This is a genomic window from Flavobacterium sp. GW823-FHT06G12, assembly GCF_058794775.1.
The window spans coordinates 1042444-1059580 of sequence record NZ_JBXAHE010000002.1; the positions used below are offsets into that span (position 1 = coordinate 1042444).

The 17137-nt window shown below is 34.4% G+C and carries 11 protein-coding genes; 1 reads left to right on the forward strand and 10 read right to left on the reverse strand.

Annotated elements, in window-relative coordinates; genetic code table 11:
• Positions 1-60: 60 nt before the first annotated feature.
• The 10 genes from AC1Q5Z_RS11470 to AC1Q5Z_RS11515 form a co-directional block, all read right to left on the reverse strand.
• On the reverse strand, positions 61-738 hold the full coding sequence (locus AC1Q5Z_RS11470) for a glycerophosphodiester phosphodiesterase (protein WP_492444896.1): 678 nt from the start codon (positions 736-738) through the stop codon (positions 61-63).
• 181 nt (positions 739-919) lie between these two features.
• Positions 920-2581 carry an alpha-amylase family glycosyl hydrolase gene (locus AC1Q5Z_RS11475; RefSeq protein ID WP_492444898.1) on the reverse strand — a complete coding sequence of 554 codons (1662 nt, stop codon included), beginning with the start codon at positions 2579-2581 and terminating at the stop codon, positions 920-922.
• Between the two features lie 218 nt (positions 2582-2799).
• Positions 2800-4665, reverse strand: a complete 1866-nt coding sequence (locus AC1Q5Z_RS11480; RefSeq protein WP_492444900.1) for a glycoside hydrolase family 13 protein — start codon at positions 4663-4665, stop codon at positions 2800-2802.
• A 28-nt stretch (positions 4666-4693) separates the two neighbouring features.
• Positions 4694-5242 (reverse strand): DUF6438 domain-containing protein, encoded by a 549-nt coding sequence (locus AC1Q5Z_RS11485; protein WP_492444901.1) that lies wholly within the window; start codon positions 5240-5242, stop codon positions 4694-4696.
• A gap of 1 nt (position 5243) precedes the next feature.
• Positions 5244-5945 (reverse strand): carboxylesterase family protein, encoded by a 702-nt coding sequence (locus tag AC1Q5Z_RS11490; RefSeq protein ID WP_492444903.1) that lies wholly within the window; start codon positions 5943-5945, stop codon positions 5244-5246.
• 113 nt (positions 5946-6058) lie between these two features.
• Complete coding sequence (locus tag AC1Q5Z_RS11495; RefSeq protein ID WP_492444905.1) at positions 6059-8173, reverse strand: glycoside hydrolase family 97 protein; 2115 nt, start codon at positions 8171-8173, stop codon at positions 6059-6061.
• Positions 8174-8201: 28 nt separating this feature from the next.
• Positions 8202-10505, reverse strand: coding sequence for a glycoside hydrolase family 65 protein (locus AC1Q5Z_RS11500; RefSeq protein WP_492444907.1), 2304 nt, complete (start codon positions 10503-10505; stop codon positions 8202-8204).
• Between the two features lie 139 nt (positions 10506-10644).
• Entirely contained in the window at positions 10645-11301 is a 657-nt protein-coding gene (gene pgmB / locus AC1Q5Z_RS11505; RefSeq protein ID WP_492444909.1) for a beta-phosphoglucomutase, read from the reverse strand.
• Between the two features lie 23 nt (positions 11302-11324).
• Positions 11325-12680: an MFS transporter gene (locus AC1Q5Z_RS11510; RefSeq protein ID WP_198854721.1), complete on the reverse strand. Its 1356-nt coding sequence runs from the start codon at positions 12678-12680 to the stop codon at positions 11325-11327.
• A gap of 174 nt (positions 12681-12854) precedes the next feature.
• Positions 12855-13886 (reverse strand): LacI family DNA-binding transcriptional regulator, encoded by a 1032-nt coding sequence (locus AC1Q5Z_RS11515; protein WP_198854720.1) that lies wholly within the window; start codon positions 13884-13886, stop codon positions 12855-12857.
• 237 nt (positions 13887-14123) lie between these two features.
• On the opposite strand from AC1Q5Z_RS11515, the gene AC1Q5Z_RS11520 reads away from it, so the two are divergent.
• Positions 14124-17105, forward strand: coding sequence for a SusC/RagA family TonB-linked outer membrane protein (locus tag AC1Q5Z_RS11520; protein ID WP_198854719.1), 2982 nt, complete (start codon positions 14124-14126; stop codon positions 17103-17105).
• Positions 17106-17137: the final 32 nt, after the last annotated feature.

The window sequence follows — 17137 nt, forward strand, 5'->3', positions numbered from 1 at the left end:
TGTCAATTAGTGAAATTCGTGGCAAACAAATCTGTGTTAATCTGCGTAATCTGTGGCTATTTATATTTTATCTGGATTATCAGAGATAATTCCGTTTACGTTGTAACTTTTTACTTTTTGAATGTCTTCTTCTGTGTTTACTGTCCAAGGTAAAACCAGAAATCCTTTTTCCTGCATTTGTTGCACATTTTCTTTATTCAATAAATTAAAATCAGGATTTATGGCTTTTGCTTTTATTTTTTCGGCGAAAGCTAAAGCAGTATTTATATCTTCTTCTGTTAAAACACCAATCGGAATATTTGAATTTAGGTTTGCTGTTTCCTCCAACATATTCCATTCGAAACTTGAAACTATAAATTGATTGTAATTCCAGTCTTTTTTTGGAATATATTCTTCAATTAAGCTGACAACTTTCGGTGCAGTTCCTAAGCCTTTTAATTCGATATTGATTAGGCATTTTTTGTCAACCAAATCAAAAACTTCGATTAAAGTTGGGATTTGGTATTTTCCATCAATTAAAAATGATTTTAATTCTGCTAGAGTAAAATCATTCACTAAACCTTTTCCATTGGTTGTTCTGTCGATAGTTTCATCGTGAATTACGATGATATGCCCGTCAGAGCTTAAGTGAACATCAAGTTCAATTCCGTCAGAATTTAGGTCTAATGCTTTTTGGAAAGCTTGTAAAGTATTTTCGGGTTCGTAGGCTTTGGCGCCTCGATGTGCAATCTTCAGCATTTTGCAGTATTTTTTCTAACCGCAAAGGTCGCAAAGTTTTACGCAAAGGTCACAAGGATTATAAAAAAAGTTAGCCACAGATTATAAAGATTAGCACAGATTTTTAAAAATCCTTTTAATCCTAATAATCTGTGGCTAAAAACCTTTGCGAACATCGCGTAAATCTTAGCGTTCCTTGCGGTTAAATCATCTCTAATAGAACAATATCAAAATCATTGTCAATAATCACTTTTCCATCAATTACTTCAACTTCTTGATTCGAGTAAGTGTCTTTTAGTTTTGTTCCGTTTGGGAAGATATCGCCAACAGGAAGTTCTTTTCTGCCTTTTGGTAAATCTACTCCCATCACTACTTTATCTGTAAAAGAACCTTTAGTAAACGTTCTGGAAAAAGTATAAGGATATGGATTAATCAACTTGTGAACACCAGCTCCAACAGCAGGGTGATTTCGTCTAAACTGACCTAATTTCTGCCAATGTAAAAGTGTTTTCTGCGTTTCAGGATTATTCTGAATATCCTCCCAATTCATATTAGAACGTAAAGTGGCATCGCCTTGAGTTCCTTCAATAACTAAAGATCTAGCTGATTCGTCTCCATAATAAACCTGAGACATTCCAGGAGAAAGCAATAGTTTGTTTGCTGTTTCAATGCTTTTTGTTCTGTTGGCATCAAAAGGCTGTCCGTCGTCGTGAGAAGACATATAATTAAGGACAGAATATCCTTTTAAGTCATTATTCAAAGCATTCGAATATTTAGAAAATAAACCTTCGTAATCATTTTGTGCTGCATTCCATTTAAACTCAAAATTGATCATGCTGTTGAAACCATTTTGGAAATAATTGACTTTTCGATCTCCAAAATCATAATCCTGTCCGCCACTGATTCCGTAGCCATAAACCTCGGCAATTGTATAAAATGGGTTTTGGTCTAAAACTTGCATCGGATGATGTTTTTTCCAGGTTTCAAATGCATAATCGCATTCTTTTTTAAAATCTGCCCAAACGTTTTCGTCGGTATGTTTTACAGTATCTCCTCGGTAACCATCAATTCCAAATTCTAAAATGTAATCTGTAAGCCATTTAATGATGTAATATTTTGGTGTTCTTGGATAATTTGTTCTTTTGAAAAATTCATCCAAAGAAGATACTTCTTTTTCGTAACGACCTTCTTTTTTCCATTTTTCAATTAAAAAAGGAGGGAGCGCTACTTCCTGAGTACTTTCTGTTCTTACATCTGGAAGATTTTCTACCAAAGTACACATCGTTGTATTTTCGAATGATTTATAATCGCAGACAACGCCGGTTCTTACCCAGTCAGAAGGCCAAACGGGATCTTCGGGAGTTACTGGTCCGGTATGATTGATAACTCCATCAAGAATTATTCTGATGCCTTTTTCGTGCGCTTTTTTTACCAAATTGGCTAAATCTTCTTTTGTTCCGAAGTTAGGATCTAAAGCAGTCCAGTCTTTTGCCCAATAGCCATGAAAACCATAGCTAAGTCCAGTTCCTTCATCAACACCATCGTGAATTTGCTCGACAATCGGCGTAAGCCAAATGGCATTGATTCCTAATTTTTCAAAATATCCTGATTCGATTTTTTTAGTGATTCCGATGATGTCACCGCCTTCAAATCCGCGTAGTTTTCCGGGAGTTTTGGTTCGGTTAAAATTGACATCGTTTGAAGGATTTCCGTTGTAAAAACGATCTGTAAGTAAAAAATAAACATTTGCTCCTTCCCAAACGAAAGGTGTCTTTGAAGTATTATTCATTGTAACTGATTTTGAGCCAGAACAACTCATTATTAAGTATACTAAAGATAGATAAAGGAAAGTGTATTTTTTCATTATTTAAGAGTTTTTTAGATAAACATCATGTTGAAAAAAATAGCCACAGATTACACAGATTAAAATGATTTTTTTCTTTTGCCACGAATTACACGAATCTCCACGAATTAATTTATCATATTTAAATTTGTGAAAATTAGTGAAATTCGTGGCAAACAAATCTGTGCTAATCTTTATAATCTGTGGCAAAAAGATACTGCGAACTTCGCGGTTAAGCTTTATTCTAATTCTAAAACTAAAGCTGATTTTGGTTCTAATGTAATTTCAGAAGCTAAATCGAATGTTTTTCCTGTGATAACATCTTTACCAGATTTGTAGTTTTTGATGCTTTCTTTAAAACGGTTTGTTTTTACAACCTGTTCTTTTGCATTGTTATTGAAAACTACCATTACGGTTTTAGCATCAGTATATCTGAAATATACGTACGTGTTATTTTCTGGAATGTAATGTGTCATTTTTCCGAAATGAACGGCTTCGTTTGTTTTTCTCCAGTTGAATAATTTCGCACTGAAATCAAAGAAAGCAGCTTGTTGAGCAGTTCTTCCTTCTTTAGTAAAAGCATTGTTTTTATCGCCAGCCCATCCGCCTGGGAAATCTTGACGAATATCGGCATCTCCGCCTTTTCCTTTATCACCGCCCATTCCGATTTCTGAACCGTAATAGATTTGCGGAATTCCGCGAACTGTTGCTAACAAAGTCATCGCCAGTTTGTATTTTGGTAAATCATATTTGAACTTTTCGTTCATACGATCTGTATCGTGATTTTCGGAAAAAACCAAAATATTATTGGTATTTGGATATAAAAAATCCATTGCAAAATTGTTGTAGAATTTAATCAATCCGCTGTCCCAGTTTGGTTCATCTTCACTGAAAGCAGAAGTGATTTGGCTTTGAAGCGTAAAATCCATTACAGAAGGAAGGTTTGAATTGTAGTTTTCAATCGCACCAATTTTACTGTCTTTTTGCCAAAAAGCTAAATTCGCTTGATTGTGCATCCAGATTTCACCTACAATATTAAAGTTCGGATATTCATCTGTAATAGATTTTGCCCAATTTGCCATGGCAGTTTTATCTGAATAGTTGTAAGTGTCTACTCTAAATCCATCAAGATTAGCAAATTCAATCCACCAAATAGCGTTTTGAGTTAAGTATTTTGCCACTAATGGATTTCTAAGATTCAAATCCGGCATTGAAGGTACAAACCAGCCGTCAACACAAACTTCCTGATCTATTTTTGAAGCGTGAATATCGGTTATTACCTCTCGTCTGTGGTGCGTTTGCGTGAAAGTTTCAAATTGATTGAACCATGTTTTGGTTGGAATATCTTTCATCATCCAATGCGTAATTCCCCAGTGATTGGTTACATAATCCATAACCAGTTTCATGTTCTTTTTGTGCATTTCTGCCGATAAACGAGCATAATCGTCATTAGTTCCGTAACGCGGATCGATTTTGTAAACATCAGATTGTCCATAAGTATGGTACGAATGCTTTTTGTCGTTGTCTTCGCATAAAGGCGTGCTCCAAATTGTAGTTGCGCCAAGAGATGAAATATAATCTAAGTTTTTGATGATTCCTTCGATATCTCCGCCGTGACGTCCGCTTGGATCTTGACGGTTTCCTTTTTCAGTTAAAGAAGCGTCGCTGTCGTTTTTGGGATTTCCGTTAGCAAAACGATCTGGCATGATTAAGTAAATCAAATCAGAAGCATCGTAGCTTTTTCTTTCTGCCGAATTCGCTCTTCTTTCTTTAAGAACATATTTTTGTTTAAAGGCAATTTTATTATTGTTTTTGAAAGAGAAAACCAATTCAGAAGCTTTTACATCTTTTGTATCAATAGTTACGAAAAGGTAATTTGGATTTTCTGTTTTTTCTACATTTTTAATTGCAACATTGTTCGAAACTGAAGCTTCATATTGTGCAATATTTTTTCCGTAGAACATAATCTGCAGTTCCGAATTTTTCATTCCTGCGTACCAAAATGGCGGTTCTACTTTTTGGATTTGCGCTTTCGCGGAAGCGGAAAACAACAAAACCAATAAAGCTAATTTATAGATATAATGGTTTATTTTTAGGTTGTTCATAGTTTTTGTTTTTAGTTCAATTTGAACATTAATTATTTATCTTTTTTACAGGAGGAGGAAGAGGTGGTTTTAGAAAAGAAATTATCTTTTCACTTTCAAAGTGAAGATTTTTTTTGGTTTCCTTTAATATAAGTTTTTGCTTTAGATTATTTACCAATATTGCAATTGAATCAATTTCTTTAGGTGCACCACCGCCATAAACAGATATCATTTTGTTTTTGTTATCCTTTGTTATGCCTATTATATAAGTGCTTCCATCAATAATATGTTCTAAAGAATATTCAGATTTGTATTTGAATAAATTGACTTTTTCTATATAATTGAATAGTTTTAATTTTTCTTTTTTATTTAAAATTGCATAGTAGTTTGTTTTATCTTTCGGGTCAGAAATACCATTTTTCAAACGATGCCCCATCCATTCTTGATGTATATAAACAGTATCCGTTTGATTTATTTTTAAAGAATAAACTTGACTAAAAGTCCCAGAAAAAGAATAATCTAACAAATCAATTGTATTTTCTTTTTTACTACAACTAAAAAGTAATAAGCTTGTAAAAATTATTATTGACTGTTTCATATTATTTAGATTTCTTCTGTTCGAGCATCCATTTATAGATTTCAGGTTTTGTTTCGTATAAATACTGAATTTCATGACCTTCATTTTCTAAACGGGTAAACTTGAAATTGTTTTTGGTTTCGCATGATTCCAAACCTTTCGCAATTCTCTCCGTTTCACTAAATGGAATTTTATCATCGGCTGTGCCATGAAAAGCCCAAACAGGAATTTTACTGAGATTGCAGACTCTCGTTAGATCACTGTCGTTAATCCCTCCACAAAATGCAACAACAGCTGCGAATGTATCAGGAAAATCTAAAGCGGTAATATAAGCTCCGTAACCGCCCATGCTAATGCCGGTTATGTAAATTCTACTTTTATCTATTCTATACTTTGATTCTAAATCGGCATACAATGTTTCGAACCAATTTTCTGTCGACCAGTATTTATTGTCGGGACACTGAGGCGAAGCAATTATAAAATCAAAATCCTGACCTTTTTCTACTAAATAGGGAAGACCGTAGATTTTCAGTTTATTCAGATCATTCCCTTTTTGCGAACCACCATGCAAATAAATTACTAGTGGATATTTTTTGGTTCCTTTGGCATAGTCTTTCGGCAAATACAAAAGATAATCATAAGATGCCTTTGTTTTGGTTTGGGAATATGTATTAAATCCAAAAATGGTAAAAAAGAAAATCAAGAAATTAAGTTTGAAGCGCATATTAATTTATCTAGAGATGAAGAAAATAGTTACCTCAAATTTAATTTCTTAATTTGAATTTATAGTAAAAAGACAAGTAATCTATGGGGGAAAATTACTTGTCTTTTAAAAAATTACTTAGTTTCAATAATGCTTATCGCATAACCTCCTCCCGGAGCAGAAAACTGAGATAATTTTGATTTATTGGTTACAGCAATTTTCTTGATTGTGTAAGCTTGCGGATTTGTTTTGTAATGAGCATCTTTTGCATCAGCATAAATTGTTGCAGTATATTTTTTACCTTTTTCAAGGAAGCTGAAATCGATGTTTGAGGTACGTGGCGTTTCTCCGTTTACGTTTCCAACAAACCAGTTGTTTGTTCCTTTTGCTTTACGAGCAACTGTAATGAAATCTCCTGGTTCAGCCTCGATATATTTACTTTCTGACCAATCTACAGCCACATCTTTGATGAACTGGAATGCATCTGGGAAACGGTTATAGTTTTCTGGAGTATCGGCAGCCATTTGCAACGGGCTGTACATTGTTACGTATAATGCTAATTGATTACAGATTGTACTGTTTACATGCGATTTGTTATCAGGATTCATTTTGCTGATATCCATTTCGAAGATTCCAGGAGTATAATCCATTGGGCCTCCAATTAAACGTGTAAATGGTAAAACAGTTACGTGATTTGGTTTAGAACCTCCAAAAGCTTGGTATTCTGTTCCTCTTGCCGCTTCGTTTCCAATTAAGTTTGGATACGTTCTTGCAATTCCTGTTGGACGAACCGCTTCGTGAGCGTTTACCATAATTTTATAATCAGCTGCCTTTTCGATAGCATATTGATAGTGGTTTACAATCCATTGGCTGTAGTGGTTTTCACCTCTTGGCAAAATATCACCTACATAACCGCTTTTTACAGCATCGTATCCATTATCGTTCATGAATTTGTAAGCAGCGTCCATGTGGCGCTCGTAGTTACGAACAGAACCTGAAGTTTCATGGTGCATGATGATTTTTACGCCTTTAGATTTAGCATATTCGTGTAAACCTTTTACATCAAAATCTGGGTAAGGCGTTAAGAAGTCAAAAACATAGTCTTTTGAATGACCAAACCAGTCTTCCCAGCCTTCGTTCCAACCTTCCACTAAAACAGCGTCGAAACCATTTGCAGCAGCGAAGTCAATGTATTTTTTTACGTTAGCATTGTTAGCTCCGTGAGTTCCGTTTGGTTTTGCTTTCGCAAAATCAGTAACGCCTAATTGAACTGTTGGGTAATCGTTTGTATATGACCAAGAGCTTTTTCCTGTAATCATTTCCCACCAAACACCAACATATTTTACTGGCTTAATCCAAGAAGTATTTTCAATTTTTGATGGATCATTTAAGTTGTAAGTCATTTTTGAAGCTAAGATTTCTCTAGCATCATCGCTCACGATAATCGTTCTCCAAGGAGAGTGATTTGGCGCTTGCATATGTCCTTTATCTCCTTTTGCATCTGGCGTTAGCCAAGATTCGAAAACCAAGTTTTTATCATCTAAATTTAAGTGCATACAAGAATAGTCAATCAAAGCTGCTTCGTGTAAGTTGATGTAGATTCCGTCAGCAGTTTTTAACATCAAAGAAGTTTGAACTCCTGTTGGTGAAAAAGATTTTTGAGAAACGTTTGCAGTGTATGCTTTTTGAGATAAACCTCTGATTTCAGATAATTTCGATTTTGTATAATCGTATTCTTGAGTATCATAATCTCCTGGAATCCAGAAAGCAGTATGATCTCCAGTCATGGCAAATTGAGATCTTTCTTCCTTGATTACAAAGTAAGTAAGATTCTTTTGTGCTGGAAACTCATATCTGAACCCTAAACCGTCATCAAATAAACGGAAACGGATTACGATTTGTCTGTCTGTTCCTTTTTGGTTTAAAGTCACAGCCAATTCATTATAATGATTTCTGATGTGATCTACTTCTCCCCAAACCGGTTTCCAAGTTTCATCAAAAGTTGAGGTTTTAGTGTCAGCAATTGTAAAGTCGTTCAATAAAGATTTTTTATCATCTTTAAGTTCAAGACCCAATTTACTGGTTTTTACAACTTCTTTGTTTTTGTATTTTAAATTGTACGTTGGAGTTCCGTCGTTTTGAAGAGAAAATTCCATTACGAACTTTCCTTCGGGTGATTTTAATTGTTGTGCTTCTGCAATTGAGCTAAAAGCAAACAAGATTAAACTTGCGAAAAATAAGTTTTTCATGTTTTTTTGATTTTTAGATGTATTGTATTTAATTTATTTGTACAAATTTACTTGCAATTACAGGATTTCCATTAACGATAATTGTTAAATCTTGATCGCCGTCTACAGTAAAAGTTGTTTCGTTATGATTTACAGCTACTTTTAAAATTTGATTTCTGAAATTAATTTTAAAAGAGTAACCGTTCCATTCTTTTGGAATTTTCGGAGAGAAATGAAGCTGGTCATTTTTAACACGCATTCCTCCAAAGCCTTCCACGATACTCATCCATGTACCGGCCATTGACGTGATATGACAACCTTCTTCTACTTCTTTATTATAGTCATCTAAATCCAAACGAGAAGTTCTTAAATAAAATGTATATGCCATGTCCATTTTATCTAAAGCCGCAGCCTGAATCGAGTGTACACAAGGTGAAAGCGAACTTTCGTGAACCGTAAATGATTCATAAAACTCGAAATTGCGTTTTAATTCTTCTTTAGAGAAATGATCTTCGAAGAAATAAAAACCTTGTAAAACGTCAGCCTGTTTGATGTATGGCGAACGCAATACGCGATCCCAAGACCATTTTTGGTTAATCGGGCGCTGTGATTTATCTAAATCTTTTACCGGAACTAAATCTTTATCTAAGAAACCGTCTTGCTGTAAGTAGATTCCAAGTTCTTCAGAAATAGGGAAGTACATATCGTCTGCCACTTTTTTCCATTCCTGAATTTCATTCGCCGAAAGGCTAAGTTTATCCATTACTCTTTTGTGATCAGCAGGATATTCTGAAGCCACTTTTTCAATTTGTTCAGCAGCAAAATCAATACACCATTTTGCAATATAATTGGTATAGAAATTATTGTTGATATTGTTTTCGTATTCGTTTGGTCCTGTAACACCAAGAATTACGTACTGATTTTTATCTTTTGAGAAAGAAGCTCTTTGGTGCCAGAAACGCGCAATTCCGATTAAAACTTCTAAACCTTTTTCTGGAATATAAGAGTAATCGCCCGTGTAACGGTTGTAATTGTAAATCGCAAAAGCAATCGCTCCATTTCTGTGGATTTCTTCGTGTGTGATTTCCCATTCGTTGTGGCATTCTTCACCGTTCATGGTAACCATTGGATACAACGCTGCACCGTTTTTGAAACCTAAATTATCTTTAGCATTTTCAATCGCTTTGTCTAATTGATTGTAACGATAAGTCAGTAAGTTTCTTGCGACCTGCTGGTCTTTCGTAGCCATGTAAAACGGAATACAATAAGCCTCAGTGTCCCAATAAGTCGATCCGCCGTATTTTTCTCCAGTGAAACCTTTTGGTCCAATGTTCAAACGAGAATCTTTTCCTGAATAGGTTTGGTTTAATTGGAAGATGTTGAAACGAATTCCCTGTTGCGCTTTTACGTCGCCTTCAATAGTAATATCTGACATTTCCCAGATTTTTGCCCAAGCTTCAATTTGATTTTGAAGAAGTGCGTCATATCCTAGAGCAACAGCGGATTTAATTACTTTTTCGGCACCAGCCAAAGTATTTTCGTGGTTTAAAGAAACCGTATAACCTCCAATTTTTTGAATTGTTGAGGTTTGTCCTTTTGCAATTATAGTTCCGTAAGTATATTGAACTTTATCTACAGTTGAATCGATTGTTGAAGGCGAAATATTTGCATTTTCACCATTAGCAAAAATCGTATTGTGCATGAAAGTTGTAACCTTAAAATGCGTTTTGAAAGTCTGAGCTGTTACAAAAGCTTCGTTTGTTCCCTTTTTAACTTCAAGCGGTTCCCAGAATTTTTCTTCCCAGTTGGCATCTTCATTGGTTACACCAGCGTCAACGTAAGGTTTGTAAACGATTTTTGCATCTTTATTTAAAGGTGTAATATCGTATTTGATAACTCCAGCTTCGTCTAAATCTAATGAAAGAAAACGACGAATGTTTACTGCGATTTCAGTTCCGTTTTTAAGAATAGCTTCAAAAGAACGATTGTACCATCCTTCTTTCATGTTCAATTCTCTGCGGAAATTTCTAACTTCTTTACAATTATGTAAATCAAGATTTTCTTCGTTGACTTCAATATCAATTCCAATCCAGTTTGGAGCATTTAAAACTTTAGCGAAATATTTCGGATAACCGTTTTTCCACCAGCCCACTTTTGTTTTGTCTGGGTAGTAAATCCCTGCAATATAACTTCCTTGGAAAGTTTCTCCAGAATATGTTTCTTCAAAATTCGCACGTTGTCCCATAGCACCATTTCCGATACTAAAAAGGCTTTCAGACGATTTTACTCTTTCGACATCAAATCCTTCTTCTATTATGGACCAATTGTCTGGTTTTATATAATCTTGATTCATTTTTTCTTTAAATTAGAAAATACGGCAATTAAGGGAATTAGATAATTGCCTTGGTTCTTATTAACTTTTTTACATTCATTTGAGTAATTGAGGTATTAGAATATCTGTCGGTGAGATCATTATCTCATTGACACATTTTCTAATTATCAATTAGCTCTTCAATAAAGCTTGTTGTGATTTGGGTAAAATCTTTAAAAATATGATCAGCTTCATGTAAAATTGTTTCCTCACCAATTCCAACACTTACCATTTCTGCAATATTTGCCGCTTGAATTCCAGCAACAGAATCTTCAAATACAATTGAATTTTTTGGATCAATATGTAATAATTGAGCCGCTTTTAAGAATACTTCTGGATCTGGTTTTGCATTGGTAACATCATTTCCGTCAACAATAACATCGAAGTAAGATAGAACTCCAGTTTTTTCTAAAATTGGTCTTGCATTTTTGCTGGCAGAGCCCAATGCAATTCCTTGATTTTTCTCTTTTAATAGTTGTAGAATTTTTAAAACTCCTGGAAGAACCTCACTTTCATCCATGTGAACTAAATAAGATAAATAATCTTCGTTTTTTTGAACTAGCCATTTGTCTTTGTCTTCCTGAGAAGCTTGAACATTGCCTAATCCAAGTATAATGTCTAAAGAACGAACACGGCTCACGCCTTTTAAAAGTTCATTGTCTTTATGCGTAAAATTTATATTTAATGACTGAGCGATTTTTTGCCACGCCAAAAAGTGATATTTAGCGGTGTCAACGATTACACCGTCCAAGTCGAATATAAATGCTTTTTTATTCATTTTAGTGAAAAAATTATTCTTAATTATGATTTTTGAGAAACGTCGTCTACGTCTTTTACTTTAAAAACTAAAGCTGCAGCAATTAGGAAACTAACTCCGCTTGTAACTAAAGCATAAATGGCATCTCCGTTGTAAAGATATTTTACGATTGGGCCACCAATTAATGCATTTACAATTTGCGGAATAACAACAAAGAAGTTGAAGATTCCCATGTAAACTCCCATTTTTTTAGGTGTGATAGATCCTGCAAGAATTGCATATGGCATAGCCAAAATACTTGCCCAGGCAACTCCAATTAAAATCATTGGCAATACAACCCAGTCTTCATTTGGCATGAAATAAATTGAGATTAAACCAATTCCTCCAATGATTAATGAAAGTGAATGTGTTGCTTTTCGACCGATTTTTTTAGCGATGTATGGTAAGAAAAATAAAGCAACAATGGCAGAAACTAAGTTGTAAACACCAAATAGAATTCCGACCCAGTCTCCAGCATCTTGATATTGCTGGCTTGAGGTATCTTCTAATGGCAAACCGTAAATATGATGTGCAATTGCTGGAGTTGTAAAAACCCACATTCCGAATAATCCGAACCAAGAGAAAAATTGCACCCAGCTAAGCTGACGCATTGTTACTGGCATTTTTGCAAAATCAGTAAAGATGTCTGTAATTTTTGATTTTTCCTCAGAATCAACAATCACTTCATTTTGAGGATCTTCAAATTTTGCCAGTTCTTCTGGTGAATATTCTTTGGTTGTGAATAAGGTCACTAAGATTGAACCAATTAAAACCGCTGCACCAATGATAAACGACAAAGTCAAATTCAATGGAACACTTCCCGGAACAGTGCTGTTTGGTACACCAAAATATTTCGTTAAAATGTATGGAAGTGCTGAACCAATCACGGCTCCAAAACCAATTAATGAGGTTTGAATACTAAATCCTGCAGTACGCTGATCTGTTCTTAAATTATCTCCAACAAGTGCACGAAAAGGCTCCATGGCAATGTTGAAAGAGGCATCCATTATCATTAACATTCCAGCGCCAACCCATAAAGCAGGAAGTACAGAAATGAAAATATTAGCTTGTGGCATTAGAATTAATCCTACCGAAGCTAAAACGGCTCCCACTAAAAAGAAAGGTTTTCGTCTGCCGAATTTCCCCCAAGTTTTGTCGCTGTAATGACCAATGATGGGCTGTACTATTAATCCCATAAGAGGAGCAATAATCCAGAACCACGAAAGTTCATGTACGTCGGCACCAAAAATTTGAAGAATTCTGCTGGCATTTGCATTTTGAAGTGCAAACCCCATTTGGATTCCTAAGAAACCGAAACTCATATTCCAGATTTCCCAGAAACTTAATTTACGCTTTTCCATTATCGTAATTTGAAAAATTATACGATAAGCGCCTTGCTTATCAAAACTTTGTTCTTTTCGAAGTAAAACTAAAAGCCTTGATGGGCGTAAAATTATAAATTATTTTTTTATTTATGCTAATAAAAAAGCCATAAATATTTTTTATGGCTTTAGAAAGTGTTGATTTTAAGTTTTTTAGTCAGTAGATTCTCTTTTTATTAAATGAGTTTCTATGACTTCTGTGGTATAGTTTTCAGTATGTTCTTCGTCGTCATCTTCTTCGGCCTCAAGTCTTTCGATAAGCATTTTAGCTGCTTTGTTGCCCATTTTTTCACCACTTTGACTAACGGTTGTAATTGTTGGAGTAGAATATTTTGAAATAATTCCGTCAGTAAATGCAATTACTGCTAAATCTTCAGGAACTTTAAGCCCCATTTTATTAGCCGTTTTTATAATTGTTACAGCAAAAAGCTCATTTACAGCAAAAACAGCATCAAAAGCTCTTTCGTGCAAAAGCTGACTGATGGTTATTTCGCAAGTTTCTACATCTTCAATTTTGATGATCAGGTCTTCATTAAAGGGTAATCCATTATCTAATAAAGCTTTTTCGTAGCCATCGGTTCTCAATTTTCCAACGCTTACATAATCGACTGTAGTAACTAGAGCAATCTTTTTGCGACCATTGTCGATTAAGCTTTGAACCGCTTCATAAGCAGCAGATTTATCATCAATAATTACTTTATCGCATAAAATATCGTTAGTAACACGATCAAACATTACTACAGGCATCCCTTGATTGATAACTTCGGTGATATGATGGAAGTCTCCTTTAAACTGTGTTTCTTTAGAAAGAGACATGATAAAGCCATCGATACTTCCGTTGGCTAACATTTCCATGTTTAGAACTTCTTTGTCAAAAGAATCGTCTGATACACAGATAACTACGCTGTATCCGTGTTCGTTTGCAACCTGCTCTACACCATTGATAACAGTTGAGAAAAAGTAGTGTACAATTTCTGGAATAATAATCCCGATACTCTTTGTTTTTCGGTTTTTTAAACTCAGAGCAATATTGTTTGGTTTGTAGTTGTAAAACTTCGCAAAAGCCTGCACTTTCAGTCGTGTTTCTTCTCCAATTTCGAGACTGTTTCTTAGTGATTTTGAGACAGTTGAGATAGACACGTCAAGCTCCTTTGCAATCTGTTTGAGGGTTATTTTACGTTTCATGAGGTTAGTTGAAAAAAAATCTAATTAGTAATAAAGGTGTATAATATTTTTGGTATTTGCAATTTTAACGCTAAAAGATTACAAAAAATAGAAAGTTTTCAACACTACCACGTTTTCGTAAAGCAATAAAAATAGCCTCCTGTCGAGCATGTTAATAAATTCATAATTTTGAAATTCGAAGTAAAATTAAAAACTTAACTAACATTCAAAAACTCAAAACTAATTTAAACAAAAAGTATGAAAACAATTTACAAAAAGTTGTTATTTTTATTCCTATTGTTGCCTTTTACAGTGTTGGCTCAGAACACTTTAAAAGGGACTGTTGTTGACAAAACAACTGGTCAGCCAATCCCAGGAGTAAATGTAAATGTACAAGGTGCTCCAAATGGTGCATCAACTGGATTTGATGGAAATTACCAGCTGTCAAATGTTAAAAACGGTAACAAAATCGTTGTTTCTTTTATTGGATACAAGACAGAAACAATTGAGTACAATGGCCAAAAAACGCTTAACATTTCTTTAGAAGAAGATACAAATCAGCTTAAAGAAGTTGTGGTGCAAGTTGGTTACGGTACTGTGAAGAAAAAAGATGCAACGGGATCTGTTTCGCAAATTGCAGCAAAAGATTTTAATAAAGGGATTAACGTAACTCCAGAATCATTAATCAGCGGACGTATAGCTGGTGTTAATGTAGTTGGGGGTGGAGCTCCTGGAGCAAAAGCTGATATTAGAATTCGTGGAGGATCTTCATTAAGTGCTTCTAATGAGCCATTAATTGTAATTGATGGACTTCCAATGAGTAATGCAGTTCCTAGTGGAGCAACTAGTATATTGTCTACAATAGATCCTAGTGATATCGAATCATTTACTGTTTTGAAAGATGCATCTGCAGCAGCAATTTACGGTTCTCGTGCCGCAAATGGTGTAATCGTAATTACTACTAAAAAAGGAACTAAAGGTGGCGTAAAAGTAAACTTTAGCTCTCAAGTTGGTATTAATACTGTTGCTAACACTGTTGATGTGATGAGTGCAGATGAATATCGTGCTATTGTAAATGCAAATGGTACTTCAGCTCAAAAAGCTTTATTGGGTACAGCAAACACAAATTGGCAAGATGAAATTTTTCATACTGCTCTTACAACCAACAATAATATATCTGTAAGCGGTTCTTTATTCAATAAATTACCAGCACGTTTATCTGTTGGAAATGTTGATAATCCTGGAATTTTAAGAAATACTTCTTTTGAAAGAACTACGACATCGTTATCGTTAAATCCAGTTTTATTTGATAATCATTTAAAAATAGATATTACAGGAAATTTAGCTTTTGGAAAAAATCAATTCCAAAATGAAGGAGCAGTAATTAGTAGTGCAATCATATTTGATCCAACACAACCAGTTTATCAAGCAGGTTCTCGTTACGGAGGATACTTCGAGTGGTTGGAAGGAAATGGAAATGTACCGTTATTGCCAGCAAGAAACCCTGTGGCAAGATTAAATCAAGAAGATAGAAGAGCAACTTCTACAAGAAAATGGGGTAATATTAGATTAGATTATAAATTCCATTTCTTCGAAGATTTAAGAATCGTTGCCGAAGCAGGTATCGATAAATTTGACAGTGATGGGTACAATGCAATAAGTACTGAAAGTATTTTAGGATATCAGCCTAATTCATTTGATAAAGGTAATTGGGTAAACTTAGGAGGTTATACTCACTATACAGATAATCGTCAGAACAAAAACTTAAACACATACTTTAACTATACTAAAGATATCGGTAAGTTTAAAATTGATGCAACAGCTGGTTATAACTATCAGTTATTCCAGAGAGAAGGATTTAATTCTGGAGATATCAAACAACCAAATCCACCAGCAGACGTTACAACTGATCCAGACATCAATTTGCAATCGTATTTTGGGCGTGTGAATTTAGGATATGACAGTAGATATTTATTAACTGTTAATTACAGAAGAGATGGGACTTCACGTTTCTCTAAAGAAAATAGATGGGGTAACTTCGCTGGAGGTGCTTTTGCATGGAATGTAGCTGAAGAGTCATTCTTAAAAGATAATGAAACATTATCTAGTTTAAAATTAAGAGTTGGATACGGAACTACTGGTCAGCAAGATATTCCACCTGCATATGATTTCTTAAGAAGGGTAACTTTTGGAACGATTAATACGCAGTATCTATTTGATGGTGTTATTTACAAAGCAGCAAGACCAGAAGGATACAATGAGAATATTAAATGGGAAGATTTGGCCGAGATGAACATTGGTGTTGATTTTGGTTTCTTTAAAGAAAGATTGACAGGTTCTATTAACTATTTTGATAAAAAATCTAGTGATTTATTAGCAGATATCCCAGTTCCAGATGGAGCAAACATTCGTAACCAAGGATATAGCAACATTGGAAGCGTTAGAACTAAAGGGGTTGAATTTAGCCTTCAATCGGATATTATTAAAAATGATAAATTAACATGGAATGTTGCTGCCAACGTAACTTACATTGATCAAAAAATTTCTGACTTAGGGGTAACAGCTCCAGGATTTCAGGGATATATCACCGGAGATGTAATTGCCGGAGGTACTGGTAACCAAGTGTTAATTCACTCTGAAGGTTATGCTCCAAATTCATTCTTTGTATTTGAGCAATTATACGATGCAAACAAAAGACCTATTCAAGGGGCTTACGCAGATAGAAATGGTGATGGTGTAATTACAGATGCTGACCGTTATAAATATCATAAGCCAACAGCAGATTATACTTTTGGATTGTACTCTACTTTGAATTACAAAAAATTCGATTTTACAATGAACTGGAGAGCTAGTTTAGGAAATTATATTTTTGATAACGTAAGTTCTGATAAAGGATATTTACAAGCAGGTTTAAGAAGAGATTCTGATCTAGCAAATATTACAAAAGATTATTACAATACAGGTTTTACAACTGAAAGTAATTCAAATGGAACTCAACGTAATTACTCAAATTATTACGTAAAAGATGCTTCTTTTATTAAGTTAGACAACATTGTATTAGGATATACATTTGATAAATCATTACTAAAAGCAGCTTCATTACGATTTACAGCGGGAGTTCAAAATGTTTTTGTACTTACAAAATACAATGGTTTAGATCCTGAAAAATTCAACGGAATAGATAATAATGTTTATCCAAGAGCGAGAACATTCTTGTTTGGAGTAAATGCGAATTTCTAATAGTACATTGAAAATTAAATTTAAAAAATAAA